The 17,993-nt window shown below is 65.8% G+C and carries 16 protein-coding genes and 3 pseudogenes; 9 read left to right on the top strand and 10 right to left on the bottom strand.

Features of this window, described 5'->3' with window-relative positions; genetic code table 11:
* Window positions 1–14: 14 nt before the first annotated feature.
* From ACZ3IC_RS30735 to ACZ3IC_RS30725, 3 genes and pseudogenes are all read left to right on the top strand, one after another.
* A complete protein-coding gene (locus tag ACZ3IC_RS30735; protein WP_467421525.1) occupies window positions 15–488 on the top strand; it encodes a hypothetical protein in 474 nt (157 codons plus the stop codon).
* Between the two features lie 45 nt (window positions 489–533).
* A pseudogene (locus ACZ3IC_RS30730) lies at window positions 534–1,456 on the top strand (IS5 family transposase).
* 684 nt (window positions 1,457–2,140) lie between these two features.
* Window positions 2,141–2,296: a DUF6131 family protein gene (locus ACZ3IC_RS30725; protein ID WP_383059705.1), complete on the top strand. Its 156-nt coding sequence runs from the start codon at window positions 2,141–2,143 to the stop codon at window positions 2,294–2,296.
* A gap of 114 nt (window positions 2,297–2,410) precedes the next feature.
* Here ACZ3IC_RS30725 and ACZ3IC_RS30720 read toward each other — a convergent pair.
* Together ACZ3IC_RS30720 and ACZ3IC_RS30715 are read right to left on the bottom strand one after the other, a co-directional pair.
* Window positions 2,411–2,843 (bottom strand): annotated as a pseudogene (locus tag ACZ3IC_RS30720) (IS30 family transposase); the annotation flags it as partial.
* A gap of 300 nt (window positions 2,844–3,143) precedes the next feature.
* Window positions 3,144–3,332 carry a hypothetical protein gene (locus tag ACZ3IC_RS30715; RefSeq protein ID WP_467421524.1) on the bottom strand — a complete coding sequence of 63 codons (189 nt, stop codon included), beginning with the start codon at window positions 3,330–3,332 and terminating at the stop codon, window positions 3,144–3,146.
* A 149-nt stretch (window positions 3,333–3,481) separates the two neighbouring features.
* Between ACZ3IC_RS30715 and ACZ3IC_RS30710 the strand changes: the two genes are divergently transcribed.
* Together ACZ3IC_RS30710 and ACZ3IC_RS30705 are read left to right on the top strand one after the other, a co-directional pair.
* Window positions 3,482–4,345: a histone protein gene (locus ACZ3IC_RS30710; protein WP_467421521.1), complete on the top strand. Its 864-nt coding sequence runs from the start codon at window positions 3,482–3,484 to the stop codon at window positions 4,343–4,345.
* Window positions 4,346–4,351: 6 nt separating this feature from the next.
* Window positions 4,352–5,410 carry an SRPBCC family protein gene (locus tag ACZ3IC_RS30705; protein ID WP_467421520.1) on the top strand — a complete coding sequence of 353 codons (1,059 nt, stop codon included), beginning with the start codon at window positions 4,352–4,354 and terminating at the stop codon, window positions 5,408–5,410.
* A gap of 542 nt (window positions 5,411–5,952) precedes the next feature.
* On the opposite strand, the gene ACZ3IC_RS30700 is transcribed toward ACZ3IC_RS30705, so the two are convergent.
* Both ACZ3IC_RS30700 and ACZ3IC_RS30695 read right to left on the bottom strand, forming a co-directional pair.
* On the bottom strand, window positions 5,953–7,413 hold the full coding sequence (locus ACZ3IC_RS30700; protein ID WP_467421518.1) for a M56 family metallopeptidase: 1,461 nt from the start codon (window positions 7,411–7,413) through the stop codon (window positions 5,953–5,955).
* A 71-nt stretch (window positions 7,414–7,484) separates the two neighbouring features.
* Complete coding sequence (locus ACZ3IC_RS30695; protein WP_467421515.1) at window positions 7,485–7,940, bottom strand: hypothetical protein; 456 nt, start codon at window positions 7,938–7,940, stop codon at window positions 7,485–7,487.
* A 96-nt stretch (window positions 7,941–8,036) separates the two neighbouring features.
* Between ACZ3IC_RS30695 and ACZ3IC_RS30690 the strand changes: the two are divergent.
* Together ACZ3IC_RS30690 and ACZ3IC_RS30685 are read left to right on the top strand one after the other, a co-directional pair.
* Window positions 8,037–8,177 (top strand): annotated as a pseudogene (locus tag ACZ3IC_RS30690) (ISAs1 family transposase); the annotation flags it as partial.
* A gap of 662 nt (window positions 8,178–8,839) precedes the next feature.
* Window positions 8,840–9,280 carry a hypothetical protein gene (locus ACZ3IC_RS30685; RefSeq protein WP_467421514.1) on the top strand — a complete coding sequence of 147 codons (441 nt, stop codon included), beginning with the start codon at window positions 8,840–8,842 and terminating at the stop codon, window positions 9,278–9,280.
* 49 nt (window positions 9,281–9,329) lie between these two features.
* Here ACZ3IC_RS30685 and ACZ3IC_RS30680 read toward each other — a convergent pair whose 3' ends face one another.
* Window positions 9,330–10,643, bottom strand: a complete 1,314-nt coding sequence (locus tag ACZ3IC_RS30680; RefSeq protein ID WP_467421513.1) for an LGFP repeat-containing protein — start codon at window positions 10,641–10,643, stop codon at window positions 9,330–9,332.
* Window positions 10,644–10,730: 87 nt separating this feature from the next.
* On the opposite strand from ACZ3IC_RS30680, the gene ACZ3IC_RS30675 reads away from it, so the two are divergent.
* Window positions 10,731–10,865 carry a hypothetical protein gene (locus ACZ3IC_RS30675; protein WP_467421511.1) on the top strand — a complete coding sequence of 45 codons (135 nt, stop codon included), beginning with the start codon at window positions 10,731–10,733 and terminating at the stop codon, window positions 10,863–10,865.
* Window positions 10,866–10,966: 101 nt separating this feature from the next.
* Here ACZ3IC_RS30675 and ACZ3IC_RS30670 read toward each other — a convergent pair whose 3' ends face one another.
* The 5 genes from ACZ3IC_RS30670 to ACZ3IC_RS30650 form a co-directional block, all read right to left on the bottom strand.
* Window positions 10,967–11,494: a hypothetical protein gene (locus tag ACZ3IC_RS30670; protein ID WP_467421510.1), complete on the bottom strand. Its 528-nt coding sequence runs from the start codon at window positions 11,492–11,494 to the stop codon at window positions 10,967–10,969.
* A 37-nt stretch (window positions 11,495–11,531) separates the two neighbouring features.
* Window positions 11,532–11,846 (bottom strand): hypothetical protein, encoded by a 315-nt coding sequence (locus ACZ3IC_RS30665; protein WP_467421508.1) that lies wholly within the window; start codon window positions 11,844–11,846, stop codon window positions 11,532–11,534.
* 625 nt (window positions 11,847–12,471) lie between these two features.
* Window positions 12,472–13,704: a cytochrome P450 family protein gene (locus tag ACZ3IC_RS30660; RefSeq protein WP_467421506.1), complete on the bottom strand. Its 1,233-nt coding sequence runs from the start codon at window positions 13,702–13,704 to the stop codon at window positions 12,472–12,474.
* A gap of 503 nt (window positions 13,705–14,207) precedes the next feature.
* Window positions 14,208–15,032 (bottom strand): sigma-70 family RNA polymerase sigma factor, encoded by an 825-nt coding sequence (locus ACZ3IC_RS30655; protein WP_467421586.1) that lies wholly within the window; start codon window positions 15,030–15,032, stop codon window positions 14,208–14,210.
* A gap of 20 nt (window positions 15,033–15,052) precedes the next feature.
* Window positions 15,053–17,350: an AAA family ATPase gene (locus ACZ3IC_RS30650; RefSeq protein ID WP_467421505.1), complete on the bottom strand. Its 2,298-nt coding sequence runs from the start codon at window positions 17,348–17,350 to the stop codon at window positions 15,053–15,055.
* 297 nt (window positions 17,351–17,647) lie between these two features.
* On the opposite strand from ACZ3IC_RS30650, the gene ACZ3IC_RS30645 reads away from it, so the two are divergent.
* Window positions 17,648–17,983, top strand: a complete 336-nt coding sequence (locus ACZ3IC_RS30645; RefSeq protein ID WP_467421502.1) for a hypothetical protein — start codon at window positions 17,648–17,650, stop codon at window positions 17,981–17,983.
* The last annotated feature ends 10 nt before the right edge of the window (window positions 17,984–17,993 follow it).

Below are 17,993 nucleotides of genomic sequence, written 5' to 3'. Positions count from 1 at the left end.
GGGAGGGTGGCTCGATGGGTGCCAGTGGATGGGACTACGTCACCAGGTACGACGGTGATGTAGAGGCGGCATTGGGAACTTTGCAGGCCAAGGTGTTCCAGGAGGAGTACGGCGACGGTGCCCGCTACCCAAGCCTGAAGGACCTGTATGCGGACGAGGAGTTCATGGGCACAGAAGGCACCCATACGATCCTCGACATCGACAGGGTTGTTGCCACGGATGAACCGCCGACGCGGTCCGGTGTCGCTGACTACGGCACCCTGCGTCCTCTGGCACTCAACCGCGTGGCGCACCACTTCGGCACCGACCGCCCGACGGTCGAGCAGTACGAAGAGCTCGCTGCCGCTGCCAATGAGGCTGCGAGCCATGAGGAACACGAACGGAGCCTTTTCGGCGAGTGCCAGATGCGGTGGACCGGCTACTACGTCGTCCTCTACTCCGATGACAGGCCGACTCACCTGGGAATCTTCGGATTCTCTGGAGACTAGGACTGGTGCGGCGCATGTGACTGCCTTGAGTGCCGCGATGTGGACATGGGGCGGGGTGATCTGAGTGATGCCGAGTGGGAACGGCTGCGGCCGTTCCTGCCGGTCAGTAACGGTCGTTGTGGCCGGTGGCGGGATCACCGTCAGGTCCTGCACCGGGTGCGGACCGGCGTGCAGTGGCGTGACCTGCCTGAACGGTTCGGGCCGTGGAAGACGGTCTATGAACGCCATCGGCTGTGGTCGGCCGACGGAACGTGGGAACGCCTGCTCCAGCAGGTCCAGGCCGCGGCCGATGCGGCGGGTGAGATCGACTGGGACATCTCGGTCGACTCCACTATCGCGCGGGCGCATCAGCACGCGGCCGGCGCCCGCATCGAACCGCCGCTTGCTCGCCCCACATCAAAGGGGGCCGCAGTGAGGGAACACCAGAGCGAGACGCCGTGGCAAAGTCTCCTCGCCTGCCTGGTCGAGGTGGTGCAGGAGGTGAGGGACTGGGCCGCTCTCGCGGCGGGTTCACCAGCAAGCTCCATCTGAGCGCGGACGGTCGCTGCCGCCCCCTCTCCCTGGTCGTCACACCAGGCCAGCGGGCGGACTGCACCCAGTTCCAACCGGTCCTGGAGAAGATTCGCGTTCCGAAGATCGGGCCGGGCAAGCCACGCAAGAAGCCGGACAGCGTGGCGGCCGACAAGGCATACAGCAACGGTCCCTGCCGCGAGTACCTGCGGCGGCGGGGCATCCAGCACACGATCCCCGGAGAAGACCGATAGCCAGACAGCCCGCCTACGCAAAGGCTCACGCGGCGGACGGCCGCCCAGCTTCGACGAAGAGCGGTACAAGAAACGCAACACCGTCGAACGGGCCGTCAACCGCCTCAAACAGCACCGAGCGGTGGCCACCGCTACGACAAGCGTCTTTACGTCTACCTCGGCAGCGCGACTGCCGCAGCGCTCACTATCTGGCTTCGAACGTGATCGGCCGGACAGGTCCTAGGTGTTCTGTCCATGGGGGTTGGTGAGGGTAATGGCACGAGTGTGGTGATCTTGAACGAGTGAGGCCTTCTGGGTCGGTGTGGACTGCGATACCTCCACCGGCAGGAGGCTCTCCTGCGGGGCTGCCAAACGAGCGGTGCAGCTAACGTTGTTGAGGTATCTGGGCTGCTGAGAGACGGCCTGCCTTCGAGGGTGATGTCGAAGGCGTTCAGTGCGCGCTTCAGCGCGGCCTTTGTTGGGGAAGGGCCGCGGGCCTTGACCGCCCGGCAGAGGCTTCTGCCGCTGGCGCACGGTCTTCGGCTCGAACACGCCTTCACGATCCATGGGCACGGCGGTCTTCATGGGGTCGAAATGTCGGTCAGTACCGTCTTGGAGTAAGTTCCGTTACGCGAGGTGCCGCCATAGAGCCTCGTGCAGACGGGGCCATGCCCCTTAGATTTGAACCGCGCTTTTCAGGACGGTTGTCGGAAGCTGATGAGTTGCGTCACGGCGCCTCTGGTGCCGAGCGCACTGGCGATGATGACGGCCAGGCGGAAGCGCAGGATGTGCCTGTCCTCGTGACATGGCCTTTTCCCTGGTCTGGTGGACGATCGCCTCGCGCGGTCTGCATCGCCGTGTGTATGTGTGAGGCGCATACTGAAAGGACCTGGGAGAACGGAGGACGCCATGATCATCCTCGGCGTCATTCTGCTGGTCATCGGTCTGGTGGCTGGCATATCGATCCTGTGGACCATCGGTATCGTGCTCGTCGCGATCGGCATCGTCCTTTGGATCCTGGGTGCCGTCGGGCATGGGGTGGGCGGTCGACGGCATTACTGGTAGGGCTGATTGTTCCGGCTCCCCGTGCGGCCAAGTGATGTCCAGCGGTGGCTGTGATCTCGGTGTGCTCGGGTGCCGCATGCTCGATGCGGATGTTGGTGCCCAGCCCGCAGATCGCTACCAGGACACGGGGTGAGCGGCAGGCCGAGAGAACCATCCCCAACAGTTCGCGAGACGCTCGGCTGGGGCTTCCCAGTCGAGCATCTTTGGTGGTCGGCTGTTGAGTTCGGCGGCCACCACCTCCAACTGCTCAAAGGCGCGGGACAGAGGTCAATGCCCTTGGGGAAGTACTGTCGCAGCAGGAGGTCGCTGGTGTCCCTGTTCGAACTTCGCTGCCAGGGCTCGCCGGGTTGCAGAAGTAGACCGGAATATCCGTGGCCCTGGTGAATGACTGGTGGGCCGCCATTTCCCTGCCCTGGTCCCAGGGCAGGGAAAGCCACGGGTGCGGCGGAGGGGGTTGGACGGTCGCGGTGAGAGCGTTGCGGGTGGCCAGGGCGCTGTGGCCGCACGGCAGATGTACGAGCATCAGATAGCGGGTGGGGCGTTCGACCGCCAGGTGGCGACGAGAGTGGTGCTCCTGGCTGCGATGTGGCGCGCCGCAGTTACACGAAGTGTCTCGCCCTTGCCCGGCGTGGACTCGCGCACGCCGCGACCACAGCCGTGGAACAGCCCTTCGTGCGGCCGGCAGCGTGACCGTACGTACGACCGGCACCTGGACCCCGCAGTCATGAAAAGGATGGGCTCGTGCACCGTCGTCCGCTACACCGCCAAAGCATCGATCACCAAGGCAGTCGCCCACCCCGGCTGGTGCGCCCGACAGCTCCTCAAGGTGCGAGGCGCCCGATACCGATCAGACTTGGATGCATGGCAGAAGAACGTCAGCCGCGCGGCGGGAAAACTTCAACGACAGCCGCGTGGCGAAAGCGACGGCTTCCGAAGCGCGGCGGAGCGATTCGGAAGCACGCACCGCGAACACGTCGAGCTGAGTCTTGCGGGCCCGCTGCCCTGATGCAATTTCGTCACCGCTGTAGGCACTCACGTGCAGGCCGTCGGAGTCTGACAGGGACTGATCACGGGACGGACTGCTCGCGCTCCTCAACACACCGGTCCGCGGTCTGATCGGGGTGGCGGAAGCTCAGCGACGCTGCCGAGCGCGAGCTGCACGACTCAGGATCGCTCCGTGCCCAAATGGCTGTACTGAACCGGGAGTTTGAAGACGGAGATATGAACACGGAGGGAGTTCGAACCGGGAAGAGGAAAGGCTGCTCGACCGGCTGGATGCTGCACAGGTCGGCCCCGCGCCGAACGATCGAAGGTGACGCACTCATGGATGACACAGCCAAGGTGACCCTCGCGGCCGCAATAGTGGGCGGCTACGTGCTGGGTCGGACGAAGAAGGGCCGGCTGGCGCTGACAATTGCGACGTATCTGGCAGGGAGACGATTCGGCCTTGAACCCCGCCAGCTTGCCGCCGAAGGGATGCGCAGACTCGGAGAGATTCCCCAGTTCGCCGAGCTGCAGGAGCAGCTGAAAGGGGAAGTCTTCGACGCGGGCCGCAAGGCAGTGGCTGCCGCCGCCGACCGGGGCATGAGTTCGCTGGCTGACGCCATCAGCGACCGCACGGCGCGGCTCGGCGAGAAGCAGGATGAGGGGGAGGAAGAGGAGTACGAGCCGGAAGAGGGAGGCGCGGAGTACGAGGAAGAGGAGGAACCGGAAGAGGAAGAGGAAGAGGAAGAGCCGGAGGCCGAGTACGAAGAGGGCCAGGCTGAGGAAGAGGAGGAAGAGGAGGAGGAGGAAGAGCCAGAAGAGAGGCAGCCGAAGCGGCGCCGCAGTACTCGCCAACCAGCCCAGCCCAGAAGAGGCGCGGCACGCAAGAAGGCCGCTCCCGCCCACGGAGAGAAGCCTCGGACGGCCAAGAAGTCTGCCGCTCGGAAGACGGCCCCGCCAAAGAAGACGGCTGCGAAGAAAACTGCTCCGGCCAAGGAGTCCGCCACCCGGAAGACGACGTCGTCGAAGCGAACAGCGTCCACGCGCGCAGATCGTCGGAGGTAGCCAGCCATGACTAGGACGGAAACAGACCAGCCCACGGCACAAATGTCGGGTGCGGACCGGCTTCGCGAAGAGGCGTCCAACTTCCTCAGTGCACAGGTGGAGAGGCTCGCCGAGAAGGCGGGTGACAAACTGACCGATGTCACTGGGCAGCTCACCGATGTGGCCGAGAGTGGATCGCTTCCTGCGATCGGCTCCCGTATTCTCCAGGGCGATTCCCCGCTGAAGGCATTCGTCGGAGAGAAAGCCAAGGGCGTCAAGGATAAAGTCGTGGGGAAGGCCAAGGAAGCGTTCGGCGGCGGAAAGGGTAAACGCAAGTCGAGCGGTGGCAAGGTCATGAACATCATCGAGGTAATCGATGTGGGAGTGCCCCTGCGAGTCGCGTACGACTACTGGACGCAGTACGACCAGTTCAGCAGCTTCGCGAAGGGCGTTCGCGACGTCTCGAAGAGCGATGAGATGTCCAGTGACTGGAAGGTCAAAGTCGGCCCTTCCTCGCGCAGCTTCAAAGCGACTGTCCAGGAACAGATTCCCGACGAACGCATCGTTTGGACATCCGAGGGAGCCAAGGGAACTACCCGTGGTGCCGTCAGCTTCCATGAGCTGGCACCCAGCCTGACTCGAATCGTCCTGCTCGTGGAGTACTACCCGTCCGGCTTCTTCGAGAAGACGGGCAACCTGTGGCGCGCCCAAGGGCGCCGAATGCGACTCGACTTCAAGAACTTTCAGCGATACGTCACCCTCGCCCAGGAAGAGCCCGAGGGCTGGCGCGGTGAAATCCGGGACGGTGAAGTCGTCGTATCCCACGAAGACGCCATGGAAGAAGAAGAAGAGGCCGCCGAGCAGGAGGACGCACAAGGCGAGGAGTCCGAAGACGAGGAAGACGAGGACGAGGGCGAGGAGGAAGACGAGGACGAGGGCGAGGAGGAAGACGAGGACGAGGGCGAGGAGGACGAGCACGAAGAAGAAAGCGAATACGAGGAAGACGAAGGGGAAGAGGGAGAGGAAGGAGACGAGGGCGAGGAAGAGGGAGAGGAAGTAACCCCCTCCAGGAGTCAAAGAGGATAGAGGCGACGCCGTGACTGACGTCGATTCATGACCGGACTTCCTTTCGAGTCTCCGCGACCGCGCGGATGCGGTGCAGTATCCAGCTGCAAGCATATTTGGATCGAACATCCGGGCATCTATTGCGCACAACCGGGAGCACGAGGAGCTCTCGGAGAAATACAAGTAGCTGCGAACGGATACCGCCCGGCAGATTCGTTGCCCCGCTGAGTAGGCGACTCCTGCCCCAGGGCGGCGTCATTCAGTGAGTCTGTCCGATTTGATCATGTGATGCCGAGGTGGCAAGGCCCCGGTTCGTCGCGGGCGTGGTGGCGGCCATCCCATCGGCTCCTCCATGACAGCCATACCCGGAGCCCCCAGGCCCACCGATCTTACGAATGACCAGTGGAAACCCACGCTTGAAAGGTAGGACTCCATGATCTACAGATGTCGTGTTCGCTTGCTCCCGGAGCCCGCCACCGCGATCAAGCAGCCCAAGCCAGGACGTGCCGGGCAAATGCCGGGGCCCTGGAGTCGATGGGGGTGCGCTTTCCTGCGGAGATAATCTATGGGACTCTGTATTGGGAGGGCAGTTCGTCCCAGCGGTCCGTAAATTTGACAAGGTCCGTCAGCGAGTCGTCACTTATCCAGCTGACCGGATTCACAATTGCCAGTACGGCGACACAACCTGCCATTAGCGCCAAGCGCTGACTGATCGACATTGTGGTGTACCGAACCAACAGGCCGACGGTGAAACCCTGTCGGGGAGGTCTTTTCAATGCGCCCCGGGGAATGTCCACCGGGACAGCAGGGGTCACTGCTAGCCACAGCGCTGCAAATAAAAGCAGCATAGTAGTGTAGAAAAACCCCCGGTGCAGCCAATTGGGGCCCAACGTCAACACCCCAGAAGTCAACAGTGCGCCTGTGGCGATAAATAGAAGATACTGAACGCCTTCGAAACCATTGACGGGGCCCGGCTGCACAAGGCGTCTATATCTTTGCTCCCACGTCGGATGGGTGCGCCACAGGTCGGCGAACCAGTGTCCTATGGTTCTCCACCGGCCCCGATGGCAGCCGATGTGCTTGCCGCGGCCCTGGCCCTGTGCCATCTGCATGAAACGCCAGAGAATCAGATCGGCGCCTGTAGCGACGGCGTCGAAATCGGCGACAAGTTCACGGCGACGCAGGATGTCAGCCCGACCGAGATACACGGTGATGACAAGCAGGGCAGAGAGTGCTGTTGCTTCCAAGCTGGGTTGGGCTTGTGCCCAGTAGATACCGCCCGCGTCCAGCAGCTCCTCTTTCCAAAAGAGCCAGCCGTTGAAGATCGTGCAGGGAACCAGTACGGCCGGGAGTACGACCCGCCAGAGGGCAATGACGATGTAGGTTATGTCGATATCGCCGTTACGGATGTGCGCAAGTTCGTGAAGCACCACGGCTTCGAACAGCTCCGGATGCGTCTCACGGGAAGTGACCAAGCCGACGTGCAGACACACCGTATATCTGCCGCCTCGACCGAAGACAACAGCGCCAGGGGACAGTGTGCGCGGGTCGATGGCGAAGTCGGGGGGTTTTCGGAGACCGGCCTGGTTTGACAGGCGTGCCAAGTGCTGCGAAAGAGGCTCCCGGCGCGGGCAATGTGGTCGGGCATTCTTCCCCCGCCATTCCCGGGTGGTCCACGCCCGCCCGGTGGGCGTGTGCGCCGGGAGAGGCTGAGGGTGCGACGGCAGTTGATCGGCGGGAATGAGGTGTCGCCGACGCCAGAGGGGCAGCAGCCAGTACGTTGACAGAGTGACGCACAGTACCACTCCTGTTACGGCCAGCGCGGACAGTAGTGCCGCGGACGCCGCTTCCAGCCGGCAGTCCTGGAACTCGTCACTCAATACGAGGTAGAGGCGTTGTTCGGAAACGGGTGCGTTGAGGTCCGCTCCGGTGACGCGGGCACAGCTCAGGAACGTCGACTCGGACCAGATGGCCAGCACCGCGTTGTGTATTTGGGAAATGCTGGACGCCAGCAGAGTGATCACCAGCAAAGTGAAGCGCCGCGTGGTGCCCCGTCCAAGCACGTAGCGGTCGTCCCAGGGGAGCACGGGGCGGCCTACGTGCTGGTCTCGCGTGCGAGCCGTGAGACCACCGCGTCGGCGAGCGCCTGGGCCTGCTGACCCTCGATACCGGCATCAGCCGCCCGCTCTAGTACTTTGCTGTGCACAGCTTCCAACTGCTCGGACGAAAGCGGCAGCATAGCTTCCACCTGCGGCGGTGAACGCCGCAGCACCCTGTCCGTACCAGACCGCAGGCGAGCCAGCAGGCCGTCAGCCGCCATGCCCGCACCGCGGGTAGCCACTTCGTTCACCACCAGCCAGACAACGGGAACGACTAGAGCAGTGACCTCCGTCAGGCCAAAGCCCAGTGGATCCTCTCCGCCATTGCGGCGAGCGAACAGGCGTGTCACCTGTGCGTCGTTCAGCGGCTCCAGACCATCGAGTACGACGAGTTCATGCGGGGCAGAAGCGGTCACGATGTCGCGGACGGCTTGGCGCATTGTCGTAGCCATACGTCAACTCTAGCCTTATGTAGGGCAGTTCTGGTCGTCTCGTGGGACCGAACGGAACGGGGGACAGCCTCAGGGCCCCGGCGTTTGCCCGGCTACCACAACACGCCCGCCGTGCTCGCCGCCGTCCGCGATCTGATCCGCAGTGCACTCAAGCTCGCCAGGTACGCCAACTCCGCCGCCGCCCGCCGAGACCACACCGAACGGCCCCTCGTCCTTGGCCTCTACGGCATCACGTGATCAAACCGGACGAGCCAGGCAAACGCCGGGGCCCTGACCCAGAAGACGTGATTTCCCATCACCGGGTCCTTCGTCGCCCGCCGCAGAACCGAGCGGACCAGCCAGGAGCACCGCGAGTCCACCGCCACAGAGTGGGATGAGTTCCTTGCCCACTTCGAACTTCGCCAGGTCGCTCTGGGAACCTGCGGCCGCGACTACGCGACCCCGCGCCAGCACTAGAAACGCCTGCATCAGGTGCCCCTACTTCTCGTGGACGCGGACCAGATGCCTCGCCCTGAGGAGATCAACACCAACCTCATCGTCGGCCTTCAAGAGGTCAAGGACCAGGGCTGATTGGGCGAGGACACCGCGATTGAGACCACATGGCCGCCGCGCAGATGCTGGAGGCCATGGGCGACCGCACTGCGCAACCTTCCACCGTTCACCTCGGCATGCCCGACTTCCGAACCAGCGCCAGCAGAGTCACCCTGAGCACTGGCAGCGACTGACAACTACCGGGCCACCACCCACCAGCACTTGGGTCCACGGGGGTGGACTCAGACGCAGGGCGTATGCCACGGCGCGGGCGCGGTTCTCCAGCTGTTGCTGGCGGCCCGGATACGCGAGCGGCATGCGGAGATCACTGTGTTCCTGCGCAACAACCAGCGCGAAGAGACGTTGACGTGACCTCAATCACCGAGGCCCTGGTCCGCAAGAAAATCCAGCAGATGCTTGTGTCCTGCGAGCAGCGGAATCGGCGTCCGAGCGTTCTCGCCCTGGCTCAACAGGTCGGCATGAGCAACACCACGTTCCGCCGGAACTCCCCGGACATCGCCGCCGAGATCAGCCAGCGCCGCTCGGAACCCGCCAGGCCTCCGAGCGGCGCCCGCAGCGAGTTCGACCGGCTCTCCGCCAGAAACGCCAAACTCCGTCGACGGAACCGTGAGCTGCAGGATCAGCTCGCTCATGCCGCAGCCCAGATTCAGTTCCTCGCCCTCCGAGTCGCTGAATTCAAACAGAGCATTGAAGTTCAGGCGAAGATCACCAATCTCGGTGACCGGCGCGACCGGGATGAAAGGCGAGGAGCGAATTCGCGTACGGCGAAGCCCCGTTCTCCTTCATGAAGGAGAACGGGGCTTTACGCCAATTGAATTGATTGAGCTGTTGAAGGACTCAGGCGCAGCTCATGTCGACGGGGGCGGTATCCGGACCAATCCGGGTGCAGGTGTGCTGCGGAGCTTTCAGATCGGAGACGGCGCCTTGCCAGACGGTGGCCTGCCAAAGGGCCTCTAGTCCGCCGGAATTCTCCTTGAGGCGCGGATAGCGCAGGACTTCCCAGGAAGGGAACTTGTCCTTCTGTGTCTTGCTGTCGAAGCCGGTGAAATTCCGGTTCTTGTCGTCGTATCCGTGCGGCCACACGTAGAACGTCGCGTTAATCCGCCCAAGATTTTGGGTGTCCGCGAGCGGTGCGTCAACGAATGCGTTGACCATCGACACGTCGATCCGGATACCGCCGTCACCGTACGGCTCGACCCAGTACTCATTCGTCGGCGCGGTGCTGTCGTCCACCACCCGGGCGTGCTGGGTGCGAACCAAAGGCTTGGCGTCACGGCACCACCCGGTCCCCTGGATGCAGGAGTGCTCGACGTAGACGCCGACCTGGCCCGTGGCCGTGTCCCAAGCGAACGTTGCCTTCGCGCCGGCTTCAGGGTCGGTGCTCCATTTGCGATGCTCGCCGATGGCGTTTGTCAGCGGGGTGCCCTCGCCGATGAAGCCGCGCACGAGGACGATTCCGCGATCGGCTCCCTTGGGCAGCAGCGTTGCGGTCTCGTGCTGATCGCCCGCGTTCGCGTTGCCGTCGATGTGCTTTGCTTTCGCCCGTGCCCACTGCGGGTTGGGGGTCTCGCCCGGTGACCATCGGATCGGACCACGCTCAAACATCTGGGTGACGCCCTCCTGGGAGAGCTCGTCGGTGATGGGGTAGCCGTACGGGCCGCCCTCCCAGCCTGCGTCACCCCAGCGCTGCCCGATGACGCCCCAGACGGGGTGTACGCCGTTCGACCGGGTGGGGTGCCAGTAGAGCGAGCCGCCCGCGAAGACCTGACGCTTACCGACGCCGTCCGGAAGGGTCAGTTCGTCACTCGTGGGGTATCCGAGTGATCCCCCCTCCCAACCCAAGGCTCCCCACTTGTCGCCGATCAGGCCCCAGATCGCGTGGGCGCCGGTGTTCGGGCTCCAGTAAATCGAGCCGTGCTCGAAGACCTGGCGCCGTCCGGCACCGTCGGGAAGGCCGAGTTCATCGGAGGTGGGGCAGCCGAGGGATTGCTGCACACCGGGTGTCTGGGTGTACTCCGTCCAGATGGCGCCGTCTACTGAGTGGGTACCGCAGAAGGTTTCTGCGGACGCGGGAGCGGCTTGTATGCCCAGCATCAGGAAGAGGCTTGCGGTGAGCGTGGCGAGGTACCGTGTAGCTCTTGATCTGATCACGACCAGCAGTATCTACGGATGCAGATGGTGCGGGCTACGGGAGAACGAGACAGAGTTCGGGCTGAAGACAAGCCGAAAAAGCGAGCCATGTCGTTCATGGCCGTCATCGACGAGCGGCTCTCCACTGGTCCGCCGCTGCCCCCACTGCTGGAGCACCAGCTGCGGGACCGCCGGGACGAACTCGTCCGCTTCCTCACCCGCCACCACCCGGAGGCCCCGTGAGCCGCAAGGTCGCCCTCCCCAGCGAAGAACGGGCCCGCCAAGCCCTGGCCGAGCTCACCGCTGAGACCGTCGCCACCGGACGCCGGCCTCGTTCGACAGGCCTACTCGACTCCCACCCTCTCCAACTCGGCAAGTCGGGCAAGTACGCGCTTGGGGAGTTCTGCAGCCGTCAGCCGGAACGGGCTCCAGCGATCCTTGGAGTCCGGCTTCATCGAAGCCGAGAACCGGAAGCGCCCCTTGCTGTTGGGCTCGGTCACCATCTCGCCGAACGTGCCGCTCGGTATCAGCCAGGCCATCATGATCGCCCCCAGCTCTACATCCACGGCGATGAACAGCATGTCCAGGTCGGTCCGCGGCTGAAACGTCTGCGACCGCACGAAGGCCATCAGCCTGCCCTGCTGAACTTGCGTTCCAGTGGACATCCGGGCCTTCACCTGCACCGCCAGAGTCGCGGAGCTTCCGCGCCGGTGGAAGACAAGGTCCACTCCCTCGTCGTCCACGAGCGAGGTGGAGACGTTCAACTCACCGCCCGTGGCAAGGATGCACGAGGTCGCAACCAGATACTCGGCTGCCTTCCCCATCCGTGCGGCAGCTGGGCTCTTTTCCAGGTAGTCCTCGTCATCACTCATGGCGGGAATCTACCGAGTGCCCGCCGGCGGTGACCATCTATCCGGACAGGTCCGTGCGCCCCGGGAAACCACTGCTGTGATCCTCTGGTGGCGCGAGACCGTCTGGAGGACGTGCTGCTGTGGCTTCCCTGTGGTGCTCGGGCTGACCTTGCCTCGCCAGGCCGGGCTGGGCGTCCCGGATCGACGAGGCTTCCGCGACGAGTTGCCGGGACGGGGCCAGGAGTGTCTGGGCGCGTGCGCTGTTGCGTCGGCTGTTGGCGGTGATACCGCCGGTCACGGCGATGAGCAGCAGTGCGGCGAGCACGCTGACCGTCGCCTTGATCCAGCGGACCGTACGGCGGTGCTGTCGCACATGGTCGCCGATGAGGTCGGTTTTTGGACCTTGCCGGTGAGGGGGGCGACGAACTCCGCCACGCACTCGAGCAGCCGGGGATCCGCCGAGCTGGCCTGATGTGGGCTGCGTAAACCAGCGCAGGTCCACCCAGCGAGGCTCCTCGGCGAATGCCTCGGCCATTTCCTCGCGTGGGAGGGCGTCGGTGCGCGACCAGTCGAACGACGGCGGCCGTCGTCCGTATCAGGCAGAGCGGTGCGGCGTTCCGCCAACCGCAGGACCGCCATCTGAAGGCCGATCAGGCGGCCTGTGCCGCAGTTCAGAATACGCAGAGGTCCTGCTCGGATTCCGGCCCAGACCGATGTCGAACCCTTGCGGCCTGTGCATAGGCCGGCGCGCCGAGGACGCATTGGGCCCGGGGCTGGACCGTGGTCATGTCGATCGGCGGCGATGCTCCTCGCCGTGGTGACCCTTGCACGGTGCGGAGACAGATGTACGCAGGGTCGAGCGACAGCGGTGCGGCGGTGGCGATCCGGCGAGCTGTGAGCCCGTATACGAGGTGTCGGGCGATGAGGCCGTCCGCCGGAGTGAGCGGTGTGGTCGCGGGCAGGCGAGGTCGTGGCCGTTCTTCTCGCAGGTGGAGCCATCACTGCGCCACCGGGCGCAGGCGAACGGGAAGGGCCACGTGCCCGTTGCTGATCAAGGTCGGCAGAGGCCGCAGTTCCCTGGCGGGTACCGCGAGTCGGACCTTGGGAAAGCGCGAGAACAACTGACGCAGGGCGGCGGCGACTTCGACGCGGGCGAGGGGGGCGCCGAGGCAGTAGTGGACGCCGTGCCCGAAAGCCAGGTGATCCTTGGTGGTTCGGGTGGCGTCGAAGAGGTCGGCGTCGTCACCGTGCCAGTCCGGGTGGCGGTTGGCGGCTGCGTAGGAGGCGAGGATCGCCTCCCCGGTCCGGATGGTCCGCCCGCCGGGCAGTGGGATGTCCTCGAGCGCGTAGCGCAGAGGCAGGTGCTTGAGGGCCGGTTCGTGGCGCAGCGTTTCCTCGACGACGTCATCCCAGTCGCACCGGCCGGTACGGACGTGGGAAAGCTGCTCCGGGTCGGTCAGCAGGGATGTGATCGCCTGATCGATGACGTTGACGGTCGTCTCGTATCCGGCACTGATCATCAACACGAGGGTGCCGCGCAATTCGGAGTCGCTGAGCGCACTGCCGTCGCCCTCCTCGTCGCGGGCGGCGATCAGGAGAGAGGTCATGTCGTCGCCGGGCGAAGCCCGCTTCACGGCGATCAACTCGTCGAGAAGCTGGTAGAGGGTGGCCGTGTTCGCCGCGGCCTCGTCAGCGGAGAGGGTAGTGGCGAACACCCGGTCCACCACCGTACGGAGCCCGTTCAGCTGGGCGGAGGACAGACCCATCATCCGACCGATGACCGCGATCGGCAGTGGATAGGCCAAGTGCTCGCGCAGGTCGACCACTTCACCGGCCGGAAGGGCGTCCAGATCGTCGAGGATGCCTGTGACGAGGTTCTCGACGACGGGCGCCAGGGCAGCGATACGTCGGGCCGAGAAGGCCGGGGCGATCAGACGACGCAGGCGACGGTGGTCGCTGCCGTAAGCGGTGAACATGTTGTCGACCGTCACCCAGAGAGCGAGTGGCCAGGTCGGAACTGTGTCGGCGAAGGCCGGCCAGTGCGCGCGGGCATCCTTGGAGACGTATGTGCGCGTCAGGAGCTGCTTCAGGAGGCCGGGATCGGAGACGGACCACGCGGTCACCCCGAGGATGTCCACGAGAGTGGCTGCCCCGCGGGCGCGCAGGGCCCGGTCCTCGGCGTGGTGGTCGGCACCGGCGGGGTCGAGGACGAGTGGCTGCTCATCGGGCATGTCCAGGGTTCCTTTCTGGCATGAGGCATACGTATTGTCGACGGAGCGCGTGGCATGTGCTGCGTGGCGGAATGATGTCGGCCGTCCGGTGACGGAGGCTTCGTCCTCAAGCCGACGCTGTGTTGCGGCGACTCCGTCCGATGAGACAACGCCCCTTCGTCCAGGGCCGCCGAGACCGGGCCGGGCCGTTGCGCTCCTTCACACCGACTGACCGAGCAGCTGACGGATCTGTGACACGCACCAGCACCTGCTTCTCGACGAGTTCCCGCCGGACAGAACCGAGATGGGCGACGACCGCGGCCGGCTCCTTTTCCAGCGCCTGCCCCGGCTGCTCCATCGCGTCGGCTCCCCGCCACAGGCTCGGGGCGAGGAGCCGGTCATGTGTCCGGCCGAGCCGCGCGGCTCAGCCGAACTGGCCGGGCGGGTGAGCCGGTCGCCCCGGTCGGTTGCGACTGGGGCTGCATCCTCGGTCCGGTGAGGACGCCGGCGGACAGCCGTTGACGTCAGCCGCCAGAAATGACGCCGGCAGCGGCCGGGCCGTGCCGGTGGGCGGAGGCCCGTGACGGTTGGCTCCGGGCGCCGCGATGCGGACCGCGGGAGGAGGTCCGGACGTTCGCCACGTGGGCGGGGCCCGGTGCGGAGTCGCGGGCGGAGCCGCGCGTGCCGTGCCCGGCGGAGCGGCCGATGGTGTCCGGGGCGAGGAATGTTTCCAAGGAGGTGACGTCTCCGGTCCGGGCCGCCGCGACGAAGGCTTCCCGAAGCCGTCGATGCTGCACTGCGTCCACGACCTCCCGTTGCTCGGTCAGGAGATGCCGGCGGGCGCGGCTTGCGATTTTGCGGGCGTTGACAGCGCTGAGCCGAAGTATGTCGGCAATATCTGCATAGGTGTATACGAAGGCCTCGCGCAATATGTAAACGGCCCGCTCGACAGGGGTCAGCCTCTCCAGTACGTGCAGCAGCGCGAGGTCCAGCTCCTCCGCCTGCTGCACGCCGGCCTCGGGGTCGCTGCTGGTGTCGATGGGTTCGGGCAGCCATGGGTCGATGTAGTTCTGTCGGCGAACCCGGGCGGACTGGGCCACGTTGATGGTCAGCCGGGCGGTGGCGCACGACAAGAAGGCCGCGGGGTTGACCACTGCCGAACGGTCGGTCTTCTGCCAACGCAACCACACTTCCTGGAGCACGTCCTCGGCCTCGGTCGCACTTCCCAGCATCCGGTACGCAATGCCGAAAAGACGTGGCTGCAGCCCCACGAAGACAGAGGCAGCCTCGTCCAGGGAGACATCCGCGGGGGGCGACGGGTGGTCCGCATACGGCTTCGGCAGAATCATGGACACGGTCAGGGCTCCGTTCACACTCGGCATCCGTCGATGCCACTGCGAACACGCTCGCGCCGCGGCCCCCTGTATCGCGCCCAGGAAATCCCTGGTCCACACCCCGGTGTCCGGGCGATCCCTGGTCCTCCGACCGGCGTGCGGCCGGCACTCGTCCACAGATCCTTGTGCTCCACTGCCCGTTCGGCGTTGGCCAGGGCGTCCTGGTACCGGCCGAGGCCGTTGTACAAGATCGTGCGCAAGTAGTGCTCCAGACCGATCGCCCGCCCCTCGCCCCAGGTGATCGCGTCGCGAGCGGCGCTCTGGATCAGCTCCGCCGCCTGGGCGTCGTCGCCACGCCAGGCCATGAGCAGAAGCGAGGGGTATGCGATGGGCGAGTGACCGGTTGCTTCCGTGATCGTGTCGGACTCGTCGATCAACGCCGAGGCGACATCGAACTCACCCGCGTGCACGTGCACGGCGGCCCGGTAACCGAGCGCCAGGGGAAGGAAATTGAGCGCACCGGTCTCGCGAGCCGACCGGACCGCGTGTGTAGTCAGAACATGCCACGTCTCGTCGTCCCACATGTCACCGGCGACCAGCCACGTCAGCCAGAGCCAGCGCATGACGTCGTCCTCGCCGTGTCCGGCGGCTCGCCTGAACGCCCGCAGCGTGGGCTTCAACAGCGACGCGCCTTCGACGCAGCCTTCGGCGAGGTACGTCGCCAGGCCATCGAGAAGTATGTCCGTCAGCTGCGGAGGTTGTGGCCCGCGCGGCGCAGAGCGGGCGGCCTCGGCCACCTCCCGCACCCCGATACGTTCTTGGAGGCGACCGGCGAAGACCGCCGCTCCGATCGCATCGAGGTACGCCTCACGCGCTTGTTGGTCATCGACCCGTGCCAGCCGGTCGGCTGCGTCGAGCAGTAACGGCAGAGCCTCACCGCCGCGTCGGCGCGCGAACACGATCTGGGCGCGCAGCCGGGTCAGCCGGGCGTGCTGAATCTTGTCCGACGGACTCAGCTCCGCGACGGCGAGGAGTTCGAGTGCCGTGTCGGGAGCCCCAGCCTCGAACGCGGCCTGCGCTGCCACCGCCGCTCTCGTTCCCCGTCTGACCGAATCGGGCGTCAGCTCGGTCGCACGTTTCAGAAACGCGGCCGCCGCCGCGATACCGCCGCGGGTCTGGGCCCGGCCCGCTGAACGTTCCAACTCGCCGGCCAGGACCTCGTCGGGCTCGACCGCCGCGTGGGCACGATGCCAGGCTCGGCGATCCGAGTCGGCATCGGGATCGGTCACCTCGGCCAGCGCACGATGCACTTCCCGACGTTCTTCGGGGTCGGCCGCGCGATAGGCCGCCGAGCGCACCAGCGGATGACGAAACCGCACCCGCGCACCGAACTCGATCAGCCCCGCCGCTTCGACCGCCCCCGCGGCGTCAGCGCCTATGCCGAGCCGCTCGGCTACCCGCCTCAGCAACGGCACGTCCCCCACCGGCTCCGCGGCTGCCGCCAGCAGCAACCGTTGCGCCGCATCCGGAAGCGACCCGATCCGCCGCAGGAAGCTCTGTTCGACCTGACTCGCCAGCGGCCGCGCGTCCGGCCGCCCGAAACCGCCGGCCAGTTCGGCCGCGGTGGACCCCCGGGTCAATTCCAGTAGAGCCAGCGGGTTGCCGCGGGTCTCGGCGACAATCCGATCCCGGATGCGTTCATCCAACCGTCCGGGGACCACCGACTCCAGAAGTGCACGCGCATCGTCGTCGCGCAGCCCTTGGACCACGATCTCCCGCAGACCCACCAGCGGGTCGTCGCCCGGAGCAGGCGTCGACGTACGCACCGCGAAAACCAACGCCACCCGCTCCGCGAGCAGTCGGCGCGCGACGAAGGCCAGTGTTTGCGCGGAGACCCGATCGAGCCACTGGGCATCGTCCACCACGCAGACGAGCGGCTGCTCTTCCGCCACCTCGGCCAGCAGGCTGAGCACCGCCAGACCGACCAGGAAGCGGTTCGGTGTGCTCCCCGCCCTCAGCCCGAACGCGACGGACAAGGCATCGCGCTGTGGGCCGGGAAGGCGATCGAGCTGCCCCATCATCGGCATGCACAGTTGGTGCAATCCGGCGAATGCCAGCTCCATCTCGGACTCGACGCCGACAGCCCGTAGGACCTGACACCCTGTCGCGCTCCGCACCAGGTACTGAGCCAACGCGGACTTGCCGACTCCGGGTTCGCCGCGCAGCACCAGTACCTGGCTCCGGCCCTTCCGGGCGCCGACGATCACCTGATCCAACGCCCCGCACTCGCTGCGCCGGCCATGCAGCCCGCGCCGAGGAGCGCCGCTCGCCATCCACCACCCACCGTGCAGGTCAAGAGTCGGACCCTGATCAACTCGGGTCGTCCCCATCATGCATCAGCGCGCGCGGCCTGGACAATCACCAGCCGGACAGCCACCGTTGGAGATCGGCTGATCGTTCCTCAGCTGCCCGTGACAAAAGGGTGGCCAAGGGTCTTCGAGGCTTTGACCGGGAGTACCGAGCCGTGGTTCGTCCCGCCGCCGTTGCCCGCTCCGTCGCGGGGCGCAAGCGGCTGGACGGCCGACGGGACCTCGACGGGACCGGGTGGGAGTTCCGCACCCGTTTCCGGCGTGAGCCATGGACGGCACGTTCGAACGGACATCGGCTTCTGCGAGACACTGCGGAACTGGCTGAAGCAGCACGAGATCGACGCGGGGCCCCCGGGCACCCTGCCGGACCTGCGCGACGACTCACCGAGCCCCACACCCCCTCCGAGCAGAGCGATGAGTTTCCGAACGGCACACTCCGCCGAGCCGATCGACATCGTGCTGCCCGAGCACGACTGGGCCCAGCGCGGGTTCGTTGTGCTGTCGACCGACGCCGCCCTCTGCGTGGGAACGCCGCTGGCCGCGGGGCAGTCGATCACGGGCGGCCCGCGCACCGTCGTGGTGATGCAGTCCACCTGACGCGACCCGC

It is taken from the genome of Streptomyces sp. NPDC002958 (genome assembly GCF_055563255.1).
This window is presented reverse-complemented; position numbering and strand designations above follow the sequence as displayed.